The organism is Peribacillus sp. GL_122, from assembly GCF_057835005.1.
Map to the genome: position 1 here is coordinate 2,049,315 of NZ_CM174415.1, position 21,319 is coordinate 2,070,633.

General features: G+C 37.8%; 18 protein-coding genes and 1 pseudogene. 15 read left to right on the forward strand and 4 right to left on the reverse strand.

Going from position 1 to position 21,319, the window contains the following annotated elements; translation table 11 throughout:
* Window positions 1-137: 137 nt before the first annotated feature.
* The 4 genes from AC3ISB_RS09950 to AC3ISB_RS09965 all read left to right on the forward strand — a co-directional run bounded on the left by AC3ISB_RS09950 (window position 138) and on the right by AC3ISB_RS09965 (window position 4,381).
* Window positions 138-1,199, forward strand: coding sequence for an ABC transporter substrate-binding protein (locus AC3ISB_RS09950; RefSeq protein WP_489276256.1), 1,062 nt, complete (start codon window positions 138-140; stop codon window positions 1,197-1,199).
* Window positions 1,200-1,226: 27 nt separating this feature from the next.
* Window positions 1,227-2,042 (forward strand): ABC transporter ATP-binding protein, encoded by an 816-nt coding sequence (locus AC3ISB_RS09955; RefSeq protein WP_377452844.1) that lies wholly within the window; start codon window positions 1,227-1,229, stop codon window positions 2,040-2,042.
* Window positions 2,043-2,062: 20 nt separating this feature from the next.
* Window positions 2,063-2,887 carry an ABC transporter permease gene (locus AC3ISB_RS09960; protein ID WP_489276258.1) on the forward strand — a complete coding sequence of 275 codons (825 nt, stop codon included), beginning with the start codon at window positions 2,063-2,065 and terminating at the stop codon, window positions 2,885-2,887.
* 597 nt (window positions 2,888-3,484) lie between these two features.
* On the forward strand, window positions 3,485-4,381 hold the full coding sequence (locus tag AC3ISB_RS09965) for a DMT family transporter (protein WP_098372877.1): 897 nt from the start codon (window positions 3,485-3,487) through the stop codon (window positions 4,379-4,381).
* A 176-nt stretch (window positions 4,382-4,557) separates the two neighbouring features.
* Here the strand turns inward: AC3ISB_RS09965 and AC3ISB_RS09970 are convergent, their stop codons facing one another.
* Together AC3ISB_RS09970 and AC3ISB_RS09975 are read right to left on the reverse strand one after the other, a co-directional pair.
* On the reverse strand, window positions 4,558-6,342 hold the full coding sequence (locus AC3ISB_RS09970; protein WP_489276260.1) for a laminin G domain-containing metallophosphoesterase family protein: 1,785 nt from the start codon (window positions 6,340-6,342) through the stop codon (window positions 4,558-4,560).
* 398 nt (window positions 6,343-6,740) lie between these two features.
* Window positions 6,741-7,124: a hypothetical protein gene (locus AC3ISB_RS09975; RefSeq protein WP_489276261.1), complete on the reverse strand. Its 384-nt coding sequence runs from the start codon at window positions 7,122-7,124 to the stop codon at window positions 6,741-6,743.
* Window positions 7,125-7,360: 236 nt separating this feature from the next.
* On the opposite strand from AC3ISB_RS09975, the pseudogene AC3ISB_RS09980 reads away from it, so the two are divergent.
* Together AC3ISB_RS09980 and AC3ISB_RS09985 are read left to right on the forward strand one after the other, a co-directional pair.
* Window positions 7,361-7,700: pseudogene (locus tag AC3ISB_RS09980) on the forward strand (class I SAM-dependent methyltransferase); the annotation flags it as partial.
* 149 nt (window positions 7,701-7,849) lie between these two features.
* The gene (locus AC3ISB_RS09985; protein ID WP_489276262.1) at window positions 7,850-8,401 is read left to right on the forward strand and encodes a GNAT family N-acetyltransferase; all 552 of its coding nucleotides are present in this window, start codon (window positions 7,850-7,852) and stop codon (window positions 8,399-8,401) included.
* A 335-nt stretch (window positions 8,402-8,736) separates the two neighbouring features.
* On the opposite strand, the gene AC3ISB_RS09990 is transcribed toward AC3ISB_RS09985, so the two are convergent.
* On the reverse strand, window positions 8,737-9,063 hold the full coding sequence (locus tag AC3ISB_RS09990; RefSeq protein ID WP_489276264.1) for an antibiotic biosynthesis monooxygenase family protein: 327 nt from the start codon (window positions 9,061-9,063) through the stop codon (window positions 8,737-8,739).
* A gap of 300 nt (window positions 9,064-9,363) precedes the next feature.
* On the opposite strand from AC3ISB_RS09990, the gene AC3ISB_RS09995 reads away from it, so the two are divergent.
* The 7 genes from AC3ISB_RS09995 (at window position 9,364) to AC3ISB_RS10025 (ending at window position 16,642) form a co-directional block, all read left to right on the forward strand.
* The gene (locus AC3ISB_RS09995) at window positions 9,364-9,915 is read left to right on the forward strand and encodes a dihydrofolate reductase family protein (RefSeq protein ID WP_489276266.1); all 552 of its coding nucleotides are present in this window, start codon (window positions 9,364-9,366) and stop codon (window positions 9,913-9,915) included.
* Window positions 9,916-10,107: 192 nt separating this feature from the next.
* The gene (locus tag AC3ISB_RS10000; protein WP_098372883.1) at window positions 10,108-11,073 is read left to right on the forward strand and encodes an alpha/beta fold hydrolase; all 966 of its coding nucleotides are present in this window, start codon (window positions 10,108-10,110) and stop codon (window positions 11,071-11,073) included.
* A gap of 18 nt (window positions 11,074-11,091) precedes the next feature.
* On the forward strand, window positions 11,092-11,763 hold the full coding sequence (locus AC3ISB_RS10005; RefSeq protein ID WP_098372960.1) for a response regulator transcription factor: 672 nt from the start codon (window positions 11,092-11,094) through the stop codon (window positions 11,761-11,763).
* Window positions 11,760-12,758, forward strand: coding sequence for a sensor histidine kinase (locus AC3ISB_RS10010; protein WP_489276268.1), 999 nt, complete (start codon window positions 11,760-11,762; stop codon window positions 12,756-12,758). The genes AC3ISB_RS10005 and AC3ISB_RS10010 overlap by 4 nt, the downstream gene beginning before the upstream one ends.
* 206 nt (window positions 12,759-12,964) lie before the next feature.
* Complete coding sequence (locus AC3ISB_RS10015; RefSeq protein WP_141995025.1) at window positions 12,965-13,834, forward strand: cation diffusion facilitator family transporter; 870 nt, start codon at window positions 12,965-12,967, stop codon at window positions 13,832-13,834.
* 456 nt (window positions 13,835-14,290) lie between these two features.
* Window positions 14,291-15,919, forward strand: coding sequence for a ribosomal protection-like ABC-F family protein (abc-f, locus tag AC3ISB_RS10020; protein ID WP_489276270.1), 1,629 nt, complete (start codon window positions 14,291-14,293; stop codon window positions 15,917-15,919).
* Between the two features lie 300 nt (window positions 15,920-16,219).
* Window positions 16,220-16,642: a VOC family protein gene (locus AC3ISB_RS10025; RefSeq protein ID WP_347942052.1), complete on the forward strand. Its 423-nt coding sequence runs from the start codon at window positions 16,220-16,222 to the stop codon at window positions 16,640-16,642.
* A gap of 196 nt (window positions 16,643-16,838) precedes the next feature.
* On the opposite strand, the gene AC3ISB_RS10030 is transcribed toward AC3ISB_RS10025, so the two are convergent.
* Window positions 16,839-18,251, reverse strand: a complete 1,413-nt coding sequence (locus AC3ISB_RS10030) for a sigma-54 interaction domain-containing protein (protein WP_347942054.1) — start codon at window positions 18,249-18,251, stop codon at window positions 16,839-16,841.
* Between the two features lie 414 nt (window positions 18,252-18,665).
* Here AC3ISB_RS10030 and AC3ISB_RS10035 point away from each other — a divergent pair, with 414 nt between their 5' ends.
* Together AC3ISB_RS10035 and AC3ISB_RS10040 are read left to right on the forward strand one after the other, a co-directional pair.
* Window positions 18,666-19,907 carry an MFS transporter gene (locus AC3ISB_RS10035; protein ID WP_489276896.1) on the forward strand — a complete coding sequence of 414 codons (1,242 nt, stop codon included), beginning with the start codon at window positions 18,666-18,668 and terminating at the stop codon, window positions 19,905-19,907.
* Window positions 19,908-20,017: 110 nt separating this feature from the next.
* A complete protein-coding gene (locus AC3ISB_RS10040) occupies window positions 20,018-21,238 on the forward strand; it encodes a M20 metallopeptidase family protein (protein ID WP_489276898.1) in 1,221 nt (406 codons plus the stop codon).
* The last annotated feature ends 81 nt before the right edge of the window (window positions 21,239-21,319 follow it).

Genomic DNA, 21,319 nt, shown 5'->3' on the forward strand with positions numbered 1-21,319 from the left:
GTATATATGAAATTATGTTTCGTATATAAAACTGAAATAGGAGGAATTATAGATGTTTAATGGACATTTTGCAATTGTGTTCACAAAGTTAGTGAATTAAGTGTAAAAAATATAATTGATTTAGGGAGGTAAGTAATATGTTTAAGAATAAATTGGCGTTCGTTCTGCTTTGTTTGGCGTTAATAGTATCTGGATGCAGTTCAAGTGACGAAACTACTACAGAAAATAAGGGGAGTTCCGGAGGGAAAGCGGTAAAGCTTACTTTTACGGAACCTGCACGGTTATTGTCAGTTGCCCCTTTGTATGTAGCCATTGAGCAAGGATTTTTTGAAAAAGAAGGAATTGAAGCTAAGATTGTATCTGGTGGTGGAGGAGCACAAGTAATTGCTTCTGTATTATCAGGAGAAGCTCAGTTTGCGGTCTCAGGTCCTCGAAGTATGTTCACTCCTCTTGACAAAGGTGAAGATTTAATGGCGATTCAATCTTTAAATTCAGCGCTAACTTATCAAATTACTATCTCTAAACAATATCAAAAGAAAAAGAATGTTTCTAAAGACTCATCACTTGAAGATAGAGTTGCTTCATTGAACGGCGCGACTATTGGTACAAACCTTGTTGGTGATTCTGGAGACGTATACACCCGATATTTAATGCAAATGCATGGTGTTGATCCCAAAACTCTTAAAGCCGTCAAATTAGCAGGAGATGGATCGAAGATTGGCGGTATGCAGGAGGGGATTGTTGACGGTGGTATAGCATCGCCTCCAATGGGTTTACAAGCGGAAAGTAAAGATGTTGGTGAGATTGTAATCAATACAAGTGAAGAGCCAATGTATGGGAATATGGTCTGGGAAGCTGTTTTTGCTAAAAAGGAATATTTAGAAAAAAATCAGGAAACATCTTTGAAAGTAGTTCGGGCAATAGGGAAAGGAATGGAATTCACACGTAATAATCCAAGAGAAGCAGCCGAATCAATCGTATCTTATTTTGATGGAATTGATGTTGATATCCTAGAGGAATCACTAATCGGATTGAAAAACACTTTTAAAGGCTATGGGGAAATGAATCAAGAAGCTTGGGATAATGCCCAGGATCCATTAGTTGAATTCGGCAAGTTGTCAGGAGTTTCTACTAAACAGGATACTACTGAAGATGTTATTTGGACAAATAGTTATATAGAAGAAGCATTTAAAAAATAATTAGATAGAAAGGAGATGATAGGTAAGATGGAAAATGCACAACTTGAAAAGTTCAAATTGTCCACTCGATTTTTGGATGTTACTTACGTAAACAATAAAACTGGTGCAGAAGTGATTGCCCTGCAGAATATAAACTTAAATATCAAAGATGGTGAATTTATATGTATTGTAGGGCCGAGCGGCTGTGGGAAAACCACTTTTTTAAATACTGTAGTTGGATTACTGAAGCCAAGTAAGGGAGAAATTCTATTAGATCAGCAAAAAATTGATGGTCCCGGCAAGGACAGGGCAATGGTTTTTCAAAACCCTAGTCTATTACCTTGGAGAACAGTTTTGGAAAATGTTCTCTATGGAGTTGAACTGCAAAAGCAAGTAACCGCAGAGAAAAAGAAAGAGGCCAAAGAATTTATTGAAATGGTCGGTTTAAAAGGTTATGAAAATCATTATCCCCACGAATTGTCAGGAGGGATGCAGCAAAGGGTAAACTTGGCTCGAGCATTAACGGTGAACCCGTCCTTAATATTACTGGATGAACCATTTTCGGCATTAGACGCACAAACCAGGGAATTTATGCAAGGTGAGTTACTTAGAATATGGGATGAGACAAAAAAGACAAGTCTTTTTATTACACACCAAATTGATGAAGCGGTATTTTTAGCTGATAGAGTTTTTGTTTTTGGGGCAAGACCAGGACGTGTAGTGGAGGTTGTCGATGTTGATATACCTAGACCTAGAGATCTCCACGTGAAGCGTAGCCCGGAATTTTTAGAGTTTGTAGATCATATATGGTCCATTATTGAACAGGAGTCTTCAAAACAAGGTTTCGATAATAAAGAAAAATAATAAAGGGAAAGGAGAATAATATGACGAAGGGTACTATCCAACTAACACAGTCAAAGCACAAGATAAAAAAGGCGAAGAAAATAAAAAAAGAAAAGAAGTCATTTTTTATCAGTGTTGCTTCTATTTTAATATTCCTGTTGCTTTGGGAAGTTGCCTCTCAAAATGAATGGATAAATCCATTGTTCATTAGCTCACCAATTGAAATTGCCCAAGCGGCAGTTTTAATGGTCCAAGAAATTTCTTTTTGGGAAAATATGAAAGTGAGTGGTTACGAATTTATTGCAGGCTTTGTTTTAGCCATACTTATTGGAATTCCAATTGGTGTGTTATCGGGCTGGAATTCTAACTTTAATGCAGTCGTTAACCCTTTCATTTCAGGATTATATGTAACTCCTAAAGTCGCCCTTTTACCAGTGATCATAATTGCATTCGGAATAGGACCAGCATCAAAAATTGTTATAGTATTTTTGATGGCCTTCTTTCCAATAGTGATGAGCGCTCAAAAAGCTATGTTAACATTAGATCAAAACTTAATAAAAGCAGCAAGAACATTTAGTGCAAGTGAATTTCAAATTTTTAAAACAATCGCTTTGCCTTCGACGGTACCATTCCTTTTAAACGGTATTCGCTTAGGTATTGGTCAAGGATTAATTGCTGTAGTTGTAGGTGAATTATTCGCTTCGACTGCTGGTATCGGATATCAATTGACAAGCAATGGTCAAAATCTACAAACAGATCGCATGTTTGTTGGAGTGTTAGTCATTACTATTACTGGAATCATTCTTACTTCATTATTAGGCATTATTGAAAGACGCTTTTCATCTTGGAAACCAGAAAATAGTTAATGATATTTATAATATAAACGTTATTTTTGCAGTATTGCTTCACAAAATGGTTACAGTGTAAAAGCCCCAAGACAATATTTCAAGTAAGCTTAAATTTGGAAAAGGTAATTGTAAACGAGTTTGTAGACAAAAGGGGTTCCTTCTGAATTAAACATAGTTGATTGGAACGGAAGGTACGAGACTCCTGCGGGAAAAGCGCGTCCAAGGGAGACCCCAGAGGCGCCAAGAGCGCCGAGGAGGCTCCCGGACCGCCCGCGGAAAGCGAGTGCCTGGAGTGGAAATCAACGTTCATATTTTACACTCCCTCAAAAAAATGTAGGTAATCTTAATATCGAGTTTGTCTACAGTCTGAACAAAAGGTGCTTCCTATACGAAGCACCTTTTGTTTAGCATAATTTTCAAACCTATTCCATCTTTAAATGAAGATTTCCAATTCAATCCCATATGGAATGGGATTTCTTCAGCGATGATTACATCTCGGAATGTACTCTTATTCGTTATTTTACTGTTCCACTTCACAGCAAGATAGAAATTTTATTGAAGTTCTCGCATATCCATGATACCTTCAGATTATAGTATGGTTGGGAGGAATAGGTTTTGAACACTAAGGCGTTTTTATTGGCATCTATTACAGTTATTATTTGGGGATCTACATTCGCTGCTATTCGTGCAAGCTTACATGGCGGGTATTCAGCCGGCCATTTGGTACTTGTTCGTTATCTTATAGCATCAGGGATTTTTGTCCTTTATGCTCTATGGCCTGGGGTGAAATTTCGACTCCCGAAAAAAGAGGATTTGCTGAGGATATCGATCCTTGCATTTATTGGTATTAGTATTTATCATATCGGGGTTACATTCGGGGAACAAACCGTTTCGGCGGGAACGGCTGGAATGCTGATTGGTTCAGCACCTGTCTTCATCGCGATCATTGCTGCGTTCGTTTTAAAAGAACGCCTCGGCCTATTCGGTTGGATTGGTTTAGGCATAGGATTCATAGGGATCACCTTAATAACATTAGGTACTGCAGGCCCTTCCCTGAATATTTCTGAAGGTGCTTTTTTAGTGCTGATGTCTGCTATTGCTTCTGCAGTGTTTTTTGTTTTCCAAAAGCCACTGTTTAGCCGCTATAATCCGATTGAATTGACAGCCTATTTCACATGGATCGGTACAATACCCTTTTTTATATTTTTTCCTGGTCTATTTCAAGAAATTCAACATGCGACAATGGAAGGTCATTTATCAGCGATTTTTGTTGGTATTTTCCCTGCAGCCATCGGTTATGTAACTTGGGCAGTCGCACTATCATTAGGAAAAGCCAGTTCCGTTTCCAGTTTGTTATACCTTGAACCTGTGATTGCCATTTTCGTCGCTTGGGTTTGGCTGCGGGAAGTGCCTAGTACTCTTTCAGTCATTGGCGGCGGAATTGCGATATTAGGGGTTCTTGTCGTTAATGGGTTCGGAAAGTATAAATCAGTAATGAAAAAAGCAGCATGATAGTTGTTTAAACCAACTGGAAAAAATCGCAGCATTTTAAATTCATCATGAAGAATGAACGTTTATCCTTCTTGAACGACTCAACACATAGGAGGGCACCCAATAAAGGAATTCACCCAGGTTGCTGAGATCAATCAGTTACACCTGGGGAATTGGATTTTTTCCTCCTCTTTTAATTACTTAAAATTAAATCTATTTTTAAAGTCCCAATCCAATTTAAATGAATTATTTTCACCTGTTAAAAATTTATAATCGATATAGGATTTTTCTTTTTTAGACATTTCGTCGACAAATGGCGAATAGGTTCGGAATACCAATACATTTTTCTTTTCATCAAATTCTACAAGTCTTAGCCAGCCATTACCCCCTCGATAATTCGTTTGGTAATTGACCAGCATTTGAATGACATCATTTCCTGCTGAATTTTGTTTTACCCGATGTGCTATCCCAAAATAATGGCCATTAACCGTCATGAACACTTGATTATGGTCCTTTACAAGTTCATCCCAAATCAGCCGGCCATTAGACGACTCGACGGCGATGGTTTTATCATCCTTAACTTTAGGAAATATAATATCATGTGAGACGAGAATTGTCGGTTTATCTTTATGCTGATCCAGAACCTTTTTTGACCATTCCAGGTCCTTATGCAGATTTTTCATATCGACTATCAAGACTAAGTATTCATAACTCCCTGCCTTAGCGATTGCATATGAGCTATACCCAGAGGGAGACGACCCCTTATAGTATTTTTTATTCAAAAAACGCTGCGGCCCATAATGTGTTAAGAAAGGGTCCCCGGCCGCATAGTCATGATTCCCGGCCGCCATCATATATGGAACATCCTTTTTATCCAAAAGGGAAATGGCACCGAGGGAATTCTGCCATTGTTTTTCTAAATCACTATCGACTATGTCCCCAACAAATGTATTCATGATAATATTGTTCTTCTTGGTGTTATTGGAAATCCAGTTCATTTGGCTATTAAATATCTCTGGATTTTGGCTTGAATATTTCTGGGTATCTGGTACAAAAAGAAAATTATAATTCTTTTTATTCTTTAGAAAGGGTAAAGCTTTGTTTGATCCTTCGAATGGTTCATCGTCACGGGCATCCTGCACAAGCCATTCTTTTTCGGTTAAAGCCTTATTAGCAATTCGTATTTCCTGGATATTCCCTTTGAATAGTGCATTAAACTTATTTCCCCACTCAGATGCTCCGATGTTCCAACCTTTACCATTAACTGCTGCAATACCTATTACTTTTTCTGATTTTCCGTAATCACTTATGCCATTCAAAGTTAAAGTCGTCGTGTTACCATCATTAACAACTGCCAAATGGTACCATTCCTCAGCGTTTAAAGATCGAGACCAATTGCTTACATTATAATTTAAATTAGATGGATGACTTGTCCAGTGGATTTTTTGATCACTGGATACAGTTAAAGCAGAAAGGATTTTTTTCTCGCCTTCCATTTTATTAAGATCGGCCGCCTGTCCTTGTCTAGAAAAAAGCCCCATGACACTCTTGGAATCACTTGGCAACTTAAAAATCGCTTCAATGGTAAAACCCTTATCGAATTTCTCCGAATTGATAGGTGCATTCTTTTTGGTTTTGAAATACCTACCTGAAGGGGCGTTTTCATAGTTAGCGAACTTCAAGCTATCCACTTTTTCTTGATCATGATAATCTTCTTCAGACCATTGAATCATATTTTTTAATTCAGGCGAGGCAGGATCACCTATCGTCACTAACTCTAAATCGTTTCCATGTTTGCTTGTATCTTCTATTATTAAATTACCTTTATCGATTGAACCGGATTTAACATGTTGTTTTGTGAATTTCCAATTTGCTACGATATTGCTTCGATTATTTTCAGCAACGGAATCAGCCGATTTGGCAATACCAGGAACAATCATACATAAGAGTGAGAGACCTATTATTGCTTTTTTCATTCTCATAAAACATTCACCCCATTACATTTTGATTAAGCGATATACATTTATCCTTTTACTACCTGGATTAATTTGTAGCGAACTAAGCCTAGGTAGATTCCGTATAGCTGCAATATGGTATAGTTTGCTTATCTTCTCGATAACTTATTAAGGATGGGTAAAAAAGACTTATTCTTTTAAAGGACATCAGGAGATAAGTCCTAATTGTACGAATTATCTTGTTGAAATCAGGGATTACAACTAATTGTCGAAAGGGATTAAGATCAATATCAATATGAAGGGTTTTGTTTGCAGTAATTTGAACTTCAGATGGGGAGGTAGGAAAACAAGCATACTGGTAATTGGAGTGATTGGACAAAACGAAGAAAAAGCAAAAAAAGAGACAGCCATAAGCTGTCTTTTTTTCACCACCTACAAATCCAAGTCCAACCAAATCCGGGAGCCCATACTCTCCTACAGCGTGGAATCCATTGTCCGTGTTCCCAATGACCGCCGCCATGACCACCACCGTGTCCGTCCCAATGTCCGCCGCCATGACCACCACCGTGTCCGTCCCATTGTCCACCGCCATGACCACCACCGTGTCCGTCCCAATGTCCGCCGCCATGACCACCACCGTGTCCGTCCCATTGTCCACCGCCATGACCACCACCGTGTCCGTCCCATTGTCCACCGCCATGACCATCACCGTGTCCGTCCCATTGACCACCGCCCGGGCCAGGTATTCGTTCTCCATCTATATAATAATGCACATTATTAGGGTAATAAGCGTAATTACAATTATACATTCAAGAAATCCTCCTTTTTTGTTTACCCTTTCAGACTATGTACAAAGGGTGGGAAGGGTCCTATATGGACAATGATGGACAACAAAACAGGGCTGCCTATTTATTGTTGTCAAAATAAAAGACACCAATATTAATGGCTGTTTTTTTTTGCCTCATATTGAATTTTAAACACTATTGGTGCTTAAGTTGTTTTGTGATAATAATAAGAAAAAATTATCCCTTTTTGACTTAACAAAACTTTTGTTTTCTCGGTTGAACATCCAATCTTTACTTCCCGCAAAGAACAAGCTTGGTATGTAGATGATCGCGGAAATCATTTGCATTGGCCAGTTGACAATTATAAATTCGAAGGTGTGAGAGAAACAACCTTCTTAACAGAAAACGTAGTAAATTATCATCGTACGATCTCAACATAGATAAATGATTTGATTGGTGCTGGTTTCAGCGTAAGAGCCGATGCCTTCTGATGAATTGTTAAAAAGTGTTCCTGAAATGAAAGATGAAAATCGAAGGCCCAAGTTTTTAATGATTTCAGCAGTAAAGGGAACGAATTCTATAAATGAAGGAATCAAGTAAACGGAAAAAAGGCGTCTCTACGAAAGTAGGGACGCCTTTTAGCTATTATCATTATTTCTTTATACAATAAAGCGTTGATTATCGGCTTTAATTAGGTAATGATTAAATCAGTAACGTATGGAAAAGGGACTTTGGGGGAGGGAAAGTGGATGGAGAAGGAATTTCCGCTTATTGAAACACGACGATTGATCTTAAGGGAAGTAACAATAGAAGACGCGGGTGATATGTTTAAATATTTATCTGATATAGATGTAGTGAAGCCAATGGGATTAGATCCGTGCCAAACAGTAAATGACGTATGGGATGAAATTAAATGGTACGAATCTATATTCCAGGAAGGTACGGGAATCAGATGGGGAATTACATTAAAAGATTCCGGTAAGGTTATAGGAAGTTGCGGTTTTCTGAATATGGTCACCAAGCATCATCGAGCTGAAATTGGATATGATTTAAGTAAAGATCATTGGGGAAAAGGCATTGCTAGTGAAGCATTGGAAGCTGTTGTTATGTATGGCTATCGCCACTTTCACCTGGAAAGGATTGAAGCTTTAATTGAACCTGATAATCACCCATCCCAAAAACTCGTGGAAAAACAAGGGTTTAGAAGAGAAGGATTGCTAAGGCATTATGAATATACATGTGGCAAATTCGATGATTTATATATGTACTCACTTATAAAAGAAGATTTATTGACCTTTTAATTCATTGTGAAGACCGCTTAAAAGGCGGTCTCAATTGTCGACAAAAGTGGTTTGGAATTAAAATATTCCGAACCACTTTTGAAACTCCCTTTGAATTTTTGCCTAAAATTAAACAAATCCCGAAGGTATATTGAATGAAAGTCAGTTTGACTGCCCGCGGAAAGCGAGTGCCTGGAGAGGAAATCAACGTTCAATTTGTACATACCCCTAAAAAAACTGCAGGCAAACTCTCTTTTATTAGAGTTTGTCTACAGTCTGAGACCGCTAAAAAAGCGGTCTTTTTCTATAGCTGAAAATGCATAAAAATTATGTATATATATGAAATCTTAGTTTCCTTATTTGCTTGTATAATCACTTTCAACCTTACAAATTCGGGTTGAGTATGAAGAGTACCAATCTTTCATACCTTTTTCTTGTGCCTTTTTGTGAGCAGCATTTTCTTTCCAAAGCTTTATGGCATCCAGGGACCTCCAATAGGATACGGTAATTCCTATCCCGTTTTGATCTCTTACGCTTTCGACTCCTAAATAGCCATCTTGTTGAGCGGCAAGTTCGTTCATGAATTCCGCGGTTGAATTGTAGCTTGCGGCATCCTTATCGCTTCTTTGAGAAGTGAAAATACAAGCGTAATAGGGTGGTTCGGGAGTATTTGCAAGAAACATGAAATGATGCCTCCTTTTAACTTAATATTCAAAATGATACCATATAGGCGAGAACATGGATAGATGCCCGGTAAAGCGGGACCTTAATATCCTGCCAAGAAAACAATGAGGTAAGAAGCAGTATATATCACTGATACGGCAATTCAACGGAAGGGATTTTATTCCTGATTAACGAATATATATTACTTTGGCGGTTTTGTAAAAAAAAGGAGATGGTTATCTGATACCTTTTACAAAAGGTTATGGGGGACACTCGTTGTTCGTGTAAAAATGTGTAATCACTTTTGGAGGGATGACTAAGTGGCAGAATTGGTATATCATGTAGCGGTTTCACTGGACAATTTCATTGCCGATCAAGCAATGTTGGATGGGAATATCAATCAATCCTTTTTCTTATTTGAAGGAGATCATGTCCCAGACTTTTTATCCGATATCCAGCAATATGAAGCGGTGTTGATGGGAAGTAAAACATATGAATTTGGATTTCAATTCGGAGCTAAACCGGGTGAACCGGGTTATAAGGGCTTGAAACATTATATATTTTCGAGCTCTCTTCAGTTTGAATCGAATAAGGATGTAGAACTTATCGAAGGAAACGCCGTTGCGTTTATTGAAAATCTCAAGAAGCAAAGTGACGGAAAGCTATGGCTTTGCGGGGGAGGAGAATTGGCTGGAACGTTATTAAAACATAAACTCATTGATCAATTGGTGCTGAAAGTGAATCCAGTCATAATCGGTGAAGGCATCCCTCTTTTCGGCAGCGTTAAGCCAAGTCTAAAATTAGATTTAGTTGAAATGAAACAATATCCAAACGGAGTGATTAAACCTACATATAATATTATTTATCCTTAGGAATATGGTGGAGGGATGCTATTAATCCATTCGGAAAGACTTTCCTTCAATAGTTTGGGCTGCTTTGGAGCAGCCTTTTTCTAATGAAATTCACTGTTATTAAAAGTAAAAGTGAAAATATACAAAGAAAATTTATTAGAAATTTATTTTTAACATATATCCTTTCAGTATTACTTGAAAGGAGTTTTCTTTATGAGGAAAATGTTGAAAGTATCAAAGAATATATTTTTTACCTTGATTGTTATTATCATTTTTGTAGCAATAGCTGTTTTTATTTACCATAATTATCAAAAGGGCAAGGAGTCTTCATTAATTAGTGAAGGAACATCCGTTAATTTTAATAACAAAGAAATTAATGTATATACAGAAGGCAGCGGTGAGGATACATACGTTTTTATGTCCGGTTCCGGGATTGCTGCTCCTGTTTATGAATTGAAAGGATTATATAGTAAGTTTGCAAAAGAAAATAAGATTGCAGTCATTGAAAGAGCTGGATATGGATACAGTGATGTTTTTCACGATGATAGGGATATTGATACAATATTGGAACAAAGCAGGAAATCGTTGATGGAAAGTGGAAATAAACCTCCTTATTATTTGGTTCCACACTCAGTATCAGGTATCGAAGCTATTTACTGGGCACAAAAATACCCAAGTGAAGTAAAGGGAATCATTGCTTTGGATATTGGTTTACCGCACCAATATGTAACTCATAAAATGGGTATGGTAGATTCATTGACTGTAAGAGGAGTGAATATTTTAACGAAAATGGGTTTGCATCGTCTTGTTCCTTCTGCTGTTTATAATCCCGAAGTGATTCGGCAATCATTCTTAAGTGACCATGAAAAGGAAGTGTATAAAGCACTATCATATAAACAGTTTTTTAATGATGATATGGAGCAAGAGCTTTTACAGAGTTACAGTAATGGGAAAAAATCAGTTAACTTGCCGATTCCAAAAGGAACACCCATTTTATTTTTAGATGCGATTGCCGATGAAAATAAGGATTCAAAATATACAAAACAAAAAAATGAAGATTATGAGGAGTTTGCAGAGAAACTATTAAAAGCGGATGTAATAAAACTGAATGGGACGCACAGCATTTATTTATATGTGCCAGATGAGATATATGATCTTGCCATGGAATTTATCAAATGAATAAAGAAAGGCTTTATGATGAAAAGATATAATATTTTAATTGTTGAAGATGATTTGATGATTGGTGATTTATTGAAAAAAATTTTGCAACGCGAAAAATACAATGTACGTTGGGTGAAAGAAGGAAAAGATATTATAGATATAATCCATGAGATGGATTTAGTCATTATGGATGTTATGCTGCCAGGAGATGATGGCTATCAAATTACAAAGAAAGTAAAAAGTCTAGGTTTAAATATTCCAGTTATTTTTCTATCCGCCCGAAATGATATGGAAAGCAAACTCCAAGGTTTGACAATTGGTGAGGATTATATGACTAAGCCCTTTGATCCTAGGGAGCTATTACTAAGAATGCAGAAATTGCTGGATCATCAATATGGTACTTTCACGCAAATTAAGCATATATATATAGATGCCGAACATAAAAAGGTATTCAATAATGACTTGCATAATGAAGTGGTTTTTACTGCGATAGAGCGTAAAATATTTTTCTATTTATATGAAAATAGGGATCGGATCTTAACGAAAGAACATTTCTTTGAACATTTATGGCAGCTCGAGGATAGGAATCAAAATATCATTAATGTACATATAAAAAAAGTTAGAACAAAAATCAATGATAACACCGGTGAGATCATCCAAAATATATATGGAGAAGGGTATAGATTGAATACCTATATAAAAAAATGAAATTAAAGAAAAAATACCAGCTATTATTATTTATCGCCGTTATTAGCGTGCCATTTATATTACTGTTAATCAGTATCCTTATGTCAGTAATTTATGACTTGGCCTTTAAAACCACAAATGATGACATTCCTTTTCATGAATCATTTGCATATCCTACAATGCTTGGGGTATTCATTTTATCATTATTATTGTTAGCCTTCTTATTTTCCAAATCTATTAACTCGCTATTAAATAAAATAAATATATTGAATGAAACCATCAGGAATTTAGCTAGTGATAAGGAGATTCCGAATATATTAGAGATTAAAAGCAATGATGAAATCGGGAAATTAACTAAATCGGTGAACTTATTAATAGAAAGAACGACCTATCGGGAATTGGAACTAAAACACCAGGAGGAAATGAAAAAGGAACTCTTAAATAAATTAAGGCATGACATCAATACACCTTTAACAGCAATAAGATTACAATTGTTTTATTTAGAAGGTCAATATACGGATCAAGTTCCACTTTTACAATCACTATATCAACAAATTGATTATATTTCCGAATTAACAAATGAATATAATATTCAATCCACAGATGCGTTAGATAATTCTTATATCTTGAATGATGAAGTGAACATGCACGATTTAATAGAAATGATGGTTAAAAAATGGGGTTATTTGTATAACATGCATGGTATTGAATTAATTTATCATCCATTAAATGGAGAGTTGGAATGGATAAGTAATGACTTGTGGCTTCAAAGGTTATTCGATAACGTTTTCCAAAATGTGTTGAATCACTCGAGGGCTGATAAACTTGTGATAACCATTGAAAATAATGGACTCAGAATCAAGGATAATGGAATTGGTTTTGATATCGATAGTAAAAGTAAGGGGCTTGGCTTAAAAATAATTGAGGATATAGCTAAAACACTACATATAAAATATAATTTGCAATCAAACGAAAGCGGAACTTTATTTTGTTTTAAAGTTGAAAAAACGATATAAATCTCACTTAATTCGTTATTTTTGCGGCGTTAACATCCGGGGATTTTGTCAAGGGTTCATCAATGTTTTTCTTTTCAGATAGTTTACCTTATGCAACATAGTTATATATCACTTACTTATATAAAGCGATACAAAAAGGTTGCTATAGACCCACCCATTTTTAAGTTGATATGATATTCAAGTACTTAATTGTGGGGGGAAGTTGAATGGAAGAACAAAAATATAATGACCTCAAATTAGGCGAACGTGGTGCAATCATTAGTATAATTGCTTATATTTGTCTATCAATAATGAAACTGGTTATAGGATACATAAGCGACTCAGCGGCCTTGAAAGCGGATGGTTTGAACAACACGACTGATATTGTCGCGTCCATTGCCGTGCTGATCGGTTTAAGGTTAGCTCAAAGACCCCCCGATAAAGATCATGGTTATGGTCATTGGAAAAGCGAAACGATTGCTTCGATGGTAGCTTCATTCATCATGTTTGCTGTTGGTGTACAAGTTTTAATAGATGCCGTTGCTTCCATGCTTAAAGGTGGAAAGGAATCACCTGACATTATTGCAGGGTATGTAGGTGTTTTATCAGCAATAGCCATGTATTTTGTATACCGATATAATAAAAAGCTTGCTATAAAAATTAATAGTAAAGCCGTTATGGCAGCTTCAAAAGATAATATCTCGGATGCTTGGGTAAGTATCGGAACAGCTATTGGGATTTTTGGTTCCCAATTAAATATGCCTTGGCTGGATTCCCTTACTGCCATCATTGTTGGATTATTAATATGCAAAACAGCCTGGGAGATTTTCATTCAAGCCTCGCATGAACTTTCAGACGGATTTGATGAAAATAAAATTCATCTATATAAGGATGTAATTACAAATGTGGATGGAGTCAAGGGGATAAAAGAAATTAAAGGGAGAAATTACGGGAATAATGAAGTGATTGATGTTGTCATCCTTGTCAATTCTACCTTGGATATTAAAGAAGCACATGATATAGCGACGCATGTAGAGAAAGTGATGATGAAAGATCATGGAGTATATGATGTTCATGTCCATGTTGAGCCCAATTAATTCTCTCACTTTTTTATGAGCATTAATCAAAAAAAGGAATAAAATGGCTTTACAAACATATGAATAATATGCAATCATTAATTCATTACATTGGAAGGAAAAGGTACCTCATACAATGAAGCAGTAATCTTATCAAATAAACAGTAAATCTAAATCTATATCAATGGGTGTAATCGGTTAAATATGTTCAATGAAAATACGCGTCACTTTGTTTGCTTACCGGATTTATTGGTGAGTAAAGTGAATCACTATTTCATTTGAACAAGACTCTATTTAGATACCCTTGTGAGATTTTTTATGATTATGTTTAGAGATGGGATTCGTCTGTTCGTTTATAGGTACTAATTTATATACAACTGCTTTATCTGTTATCAAATCAGATGAGGTATATTTGGTTTATGTATATTAATTTAGTAACAGGCGATCTCTCTCTAGAAAAATAGAGGGGGATTTTTCATGTTATTTTTAAAAGCGAATGATTTAAAGAAAAGTTACGGGAACCGTGAAGTTCTTTCCGTTGATTCACTTCATCTTTACAGCCATGACCGTGTTGGTTTGGTTGGTAGGAATGGAGAAGGTAAAACGACCTTGCTTTCTATTCTAGCGGGCGTGAGGGAACCCGATACCGGTCATATAGAGAGCTATGGAACAGTCGGCTATATCCCGCAAATTGAAGAAACTGAACAAGAAATAAGCGGGGAGTTAACGAGCATATGGAAACTGCCCAATGAGAATCAAGAAATCATAAGCGGCGGAGAACTTACTCGAAGAAAAATCGCCGCAGCTCTGTCTTCCAATGCGGATGTATTGATTGCGGATGAACCTACCAGCCATTTGGATATATCCGGAATTGAACAATTGGAAAAGGATTTACAGTCTTTTAATGGCGCTATTTTGCTTACTTCACATGATAAAGCTTTCTTAAATCATCTGTGTACAACAATATGGGAAGTCGAGCAAGGCAAGTTAACTGTATATGAAGGGAATTACGAAGCGTATATCAAACAAAAGCAAGCAAAAACAGAAAAGGAAAATAAGCAATATGAAGAGTACACCCGTGAAAAGAATCGGTTGAAACAGGCTGCACAAAACCTCCAAGCCAAATCTGATTCAATTAGGAAAGCCCCTAAACGAATGGGCAATTCAGAAGCAAGGCTCCATAAACGGAGCTCCGGGAAACAGAAGGCGAAATTGAACCGTTCTGCTGAAGCGATTGAAACTAGAATCGAAAAATTAGCAAAAAAAGAAAAACCGAGGGAAGATTCCCCTATAATCTTTGATATTTCAGAATTTCCATCTTTGCATAGCAAAAGGGTCATTCGATTTAATGGCTGTTTCCTGAAAGTCGGGTCAAGGATTCTGAAACAACATATTTTTGGAGATGTCCCCCTAGCTTGCAGACTCGCCATCAATGGTCAAAATGGTTCAGGAAAAACGACATTATTGAAAAAGATAGTGGAGCGGCACTCAGATTTATATGTCGCGAAGCCAGCAAAGATTGGATTTTTTGCCCAACAACAAGAAAATTTGAATGAAAGTAAAACGGTTCTTGAAAATATATTGGAGGACAGTCCCTACAATCAAGCCTTTATTCGTACGCTATTATCACGATTAGCTTTTAAAGGAAATGATGTTCACAAACAAGTATCACTTTTAAGCGGTGGGGAAAGAGTCAGGGCTTCCCTAGCAAAAGTTTTTTTGGGAAACTATAATGTATTGGTTTTGGATGAACCTACAAATTACCTGGATATTCAAACTAAAGAGGCTTTAACCGAAGTGTTAAAGGCGTATCCAGGAACCATCGTTTTTGTGACTCATGATCGTTCATTGATCCAATCGCTTGCAACACATTCACTTTCATTTGAAGATGAACCTCCGAGATTAAGAGCTATCAATCAGGAATCAACTAAATCGGCTACGCTTAAAGATGGTAATCAAGATAAACAGGCTGAACTTCTTATGATTGAAGTGCAAATCATCGAGACACTTGGGAAACTGTCCAGTGTTATGAAGGAAGAGGAAAAAGAGGAATTGGATAGGGAATACCTCCAACTCTTAAACAAGAAGAAGGAGCTTGAAGGTTAAGTGCAATCCATTAAAGGCCCCTCTCAATCGAGAGGGACTTTTTAATGGATAAAGAGCGGTTAAAGTAGGTAGAGAGTTATTTTACACTTAAAATACCAATAAAATGGATTAGTAAAATTAATGGAAAAAAAGATGGGGAATGTTAAAATTAACCAAGTGTATAAAGGAGGGACTCATTTATTAGGACTCGTTAAATTTGATCATTTTAGATTGACAAAAAATTTGTTTACTTTGATCTGGTTTGAACTACATGCATTTGTAACCAATAGAAGGAGAAAGTAAGTAAGAAGGGGGGCAATCATGAAACCACGTATTACTGTAATTACATTAGGTGTGGATGATTTGGAAAAATCGCTGGAATTCTATCGGGAAGGCCTTGGATTTCAAACAGAAGGAATAGTGGGCAAAGAATTTGAGCATGGAGCCGTTGCCTTTTTCGACCTGCAAGAAGGCCTAAAGCTTGCCATTTGGAGTCGAAAGGATATAGCGCATGAGGCCAAGGTTCCTTTGTCTCCGAAAAGTCCTACTGAATTTACCCTTGGTCACAATGTAGGTAGTAAAGAAGAAGTGAATATTGTGTTGGAAAAAGCAAAAAAAGCTGGCGCGATCATAACCGATCCGGCACATGACACTTTCTGGGGAGGATACTCTGCACACTTTCAAGACCCTGATGGACACCTTTGGGAAGTCGTTTGGAATCCGCAGTGGGATATTAAAGAATAATGAAAGCCTGGTTGCAGCGTCATCTCCAGAATAAGGAGAATGCAGAAAGCGAATGAGGTAAAAAATTGAAAAAAGCACTTTACCTAGGGGGTTAAGTGCTTTTTTTTTGCAACAAAGCATGACTTTTGGTTGGTCCCTCACACTGTCAAGGTTTCCTAACATTTTTATCAGTTACGGCGGCAACTACCGTTCCAGCTTATTTTTCTTCTTTTGTAATCGCATATTTCGCCAACCTGCGCATAAATAATGACTGAGTAACGCCCAGTGCTTTTGCCGCATCGCGGGTTGTTTTATGATGATGGAATGCTTGTGTGATCATTCTTTTTTCGACGCTTTCCAAAACTTCATGTAAAGAATTTCCTGCATTTAAAGAGGTAGAAACGTCTTCGCAGACTGAATCGATCAAGCGTTTTGGCAAATCCTGAATTGCAACTTCATTCTCTTTTGCCATAATGACAAGCTGCTCAATTATATTTTCCAATTCCCGTACATTTCCAGGCCAATGATAGTTTTGAAGCACTTCGACCACTTTTGTAGAAAGCACTCGTTTATGGTTATGCAAGTAATTAAACTTCTCCAAATTATACTGAAGGAGACAAAAGATGTCTTCCTTCCGCTCACGAAGCGAGGGTATGCGGATTGGCAAAATATGGAGGCGGTAATATAAATCAGCCCGGAATTTTCCTTCTTTGACCATATCCTCCAAATTACAGTTGGTAGCTACAATGATACGCACATCGGCTTTTACCGTTTGGGAAGCTCCAATCGGCATGTACGTTTTATTTTGCAGCAATTGAAGGAGTTTGGGTTGTAAAGAATGTGAGAGTTCGCCAATCTCGTCTAAGAAAAGGGTGCCTTTCTCCGCAAGTTTGACAAGTCCGGTTTTGCCGTTCGCATTTGCTCCGGTAAACGCTCCTTTTTGATAGCCGAACAGTTCGGATTCCAGGAGCAATTCCGGAATCGCTGCGCAATTAAGATGGATAAAAGGACGATCTTTCCGGTCACTCAGATGATGAATACGTTCCGCTATAAGCGTTTTTCCAACACCTGTTTCCCCTGTAATAAGAACGGTCGTTTCCACACAGGCAACTTTTTCAATTGTTTCCTTGAGCATATCATAGACCCGGCTTTGTCCGATAAAAAAAGGGACTTCTTTGGTCCGTACAAGTTTCGCTTTGAGTTTTTGTAATTCTTGTAAATAATACCGAAAAGCAGAATCCAATTCTTCAATTTTAATTTGAGAACTGTAACCGACGAAATCTGGAATATCATAACCCAATGTGACTGCATATTTTGGTTCATCATTCTTGTCCAATATGAGATGTCCTGTAATTACCCCTGTTCCTTCTCCACCTTGTTGAATGACGCTGACATTTTGTTTCTTATCTAAAACTATTTTTGCAACAGACGGCTTGAAGAACCCCTCTTTTTCCAATTGTGAGACGTTTTTCCCGATTAGCTCCTCTTTCTTTTTCCCAATCAGCTTACAGCTCATGTCGCTAACAAAAAGAATCATACCGTTCTTATCGGTTATATAAATAGGTTTATTCATGAAGTTCATGATTTTGAATAAATATTCCGGTTCGATGGTTGACATATTCTGATTCATCACTTGTCTCTCCTTTGATAACGGATGGATCCACCGTTTATTTTGAATCGAAAATAATTCAATGTTCATCATTATTTTGAGTAGCGTTGATTCAATTTCGATTCATTTGAATCGATTCATAAAAATTATACTCTAAACATTTAGAAGATTCACATAAATCAACCCGTTTACGTCCTTTTTTCATTGTAAAGTGATCTTTTTCTTGGCGTAAAACTTGCATAAACAATTTGATGTAAAGGAGGTAATGAGATCCATAAGAAAACAAAAAATAATGCACTTGAGTTAGTAAATTCGTAAAGAACTAAATTGAAGAACTGTCGTAAGAGGAAGTTGCCTTTTTACAGAAACTTGGTGCAAGCTGCAATCCATTATTTGCTGGGCATCATTAAGGGGAGGTTATGATTTGTGAAGCGTATGGCTGTTCAAGGGGACAACAGGAAGTTCATTTTGTCTCTCCTATTTGTGGGTTATATGGTTTCTTATATGGACCGGTTAGTTATGAATCTTGCTTTGGTGCCGATTGGTCAAGAATTCCATCTTAGTCCGACTGCCACGGGAACAGTAATCAGCGTCTTCTTCTTGGCTTACGCCATCATGCAAATTCCGGCCGGCTGGCTGACAGATCAGTTGGGTTACCGAAGGGTGATTATTTTTTCTATTGTCCTCTGGTCGCTTTTTACAGTCTTCACCGGTTTCGCTTGGTCGTTTACCGCTTTAATCGTGATTCGTTTTTTGTTCGGAATTATGGAGGGGGGATATCCTGCTGCCTGTGCAAAAGCCATCGCTGAGTATTTCCCTCAGAAAGAACGAGGTAAGGCACAGTCCATCTTAATGTCATCGAATTCGTTTGGCGGTCTAATTACGGGTGTTCTTGTGCCAACACTCCTGATCTGGTTAGGCTGGAGGAACGTGTTCTTTGCTCTTGGAGCAGCAGGTGTGATTATTGGAGTACTGCTTTGGAAATACATTCGGAGTCCGATTCAATTGGAAGAAGCAAAAGAACAACAACCAGTAAACAAGGATTCCATGCTCTCTTTATTGAAAACTCGTCAGACATGGGCATTGGTCCTAACGTGGTTTTCAATCAGCATTGCTTCGTGGGGCACGTCTTCATGGTTGCCCATGTATATGGTAACAGTACGCCATTTAGATTTGGTTTCCGCAGGGTTGTTGGGACTCCTTCCAACTACGGCCGCAACTCTGGGAACGGCAGCGGGTGGTTGGTTGCTGGTCAGATTTTCCGGTAGGGAGAAAATGTACTTTTTAATGAATGGACTTTTTTACACAGTATTTTTATTTTTAGCACTCTTCGCACCTAATGTTGGAATGGTCTTTACCTATTTGACACTGTCATCAATCTTTTATGGTTTTGTGTTTAGTGCAGTATACGCACTCCCTCACAAATTGTTTGACAAGAGTGTGATTGGTTCCGCGATTGGAATTATGAATCTGGGATCGATGATTGGTGGATTCATTGCACCGATCATGATGGGTGTACTCATCTCAGCATTAAAAGGTTCTTACGACGGCGCTTTCTGGTTCTTAATTGCGGCTGGTTTGTCCTCCGCGCTGTTCGGACTAACCATTCGAAACAGCAATCATGTTTCTCACGGGGACGTGACTGATCAAATACAGTCGAATGTCAAAGTAAAATAGTGGTCTTTGGCTAATGGGAATACAAATTTAGTAAGGTGGAATGGAAATGTTGATCACGAATATCAGCAATCCGATGGATTAATGCTATAACAAATAACGGGGTGGTAATGATGCTAAAAAACTTATTTAGTAGACTTCAAGAGGTATATCCGGAGTTGGTTAAATTTCGCAGAGATCTTCATATGTATCCCGAACTATCCTTCCATGAGGTAAATACCCCAAAAAAGATCGCTGATGTATTAACAAACTTGGGATTGGAAGTAAGAACTGAAGTTGGCGGAAGAGGAGTAGTTGGAATCTTGAGAGGAGGGAAACCGGGCAAAACAGTAGCGCTGCGGGCGGATTTCGATGCATTGCCGATATCAGACGAGAAAGACGTGGAATACAAGTCCCGTATTTCTGGGGTGATGCATGCCTGCGGCCATGATGTTCACACAGCTGCTTTGATTGGAGTAGCCAAAGTATTAAGCGAAGTGAAGGATGAGCTCGGAGGAAATGTTGTCTTTATCCATCAGTTTGCGGAAGAGGTAATTCCAGGAGGAGCAAAGCCAATGATAGAAGATGGCTGTCTGGATGGAGTCGATGTCATTTATGGAGCCCATGTATCTTCCATTCTTCCGATTGGTATGGTTGCTGTTGGAGAGGGATATATAATGGCTGCCGGAGATACATTTGAAATTGAGGTTTATGGGAAAGGCGGGCATGGAGCAGCTCCTCATTTGACGGTAGATCCAATTGTGGTGGGCAGCCAACTGGTGCTCAATTTGCAGCAAATCGTCAGCCGCCGCGTTGATCCATCTAAAACAGTTGTTGTCTCGGTTGGTTCTTTTCAAAGCGGACAGGCTTCTAATGTCATTCCCGACACGGCCAAAATTACCGGAACGGTACGAACCTTCGAGGAAAGCGTTCAAGATTTGATAGAAAAAGCCATTGGGCAAATTGCAACATCCACCTGCGAAGCCGCAGGAGCCACTGTGAAATTTAAGTACGAGAGAGGATATCCCACTTTGTGGAATCATCCGGATGAAACAATAAAAGCGGACAAGTTAACAAAAAATCTTCTGGGAGAGGAAAAAGTGATACAAATCCCGCCGTATACGTTAACAGGAATGGAAGATTTCGCCTTTTATCTGCAGAAGGTTCCTGGAACATTTTTCTATGTGGGAGGTGCGAATCCGGCGATGAATGCGATATACCCGCATCATCATCCGAAATTTGATGTAGATGAAGAGTCAATGTTGTACATCGGAAAAATGTTTATTGCATTGGTTTTTAACTATCTCTCAAACAGTATTATTGATGCTGATTCTATGACTCAAGTAGAAGCTTAGTAGAAATCAATTACGTTTTGTAGGCTGAATTGGCTGAAAAACTAGAACCCCACAAAGCATAGTCATTAGAACTTGTTTACA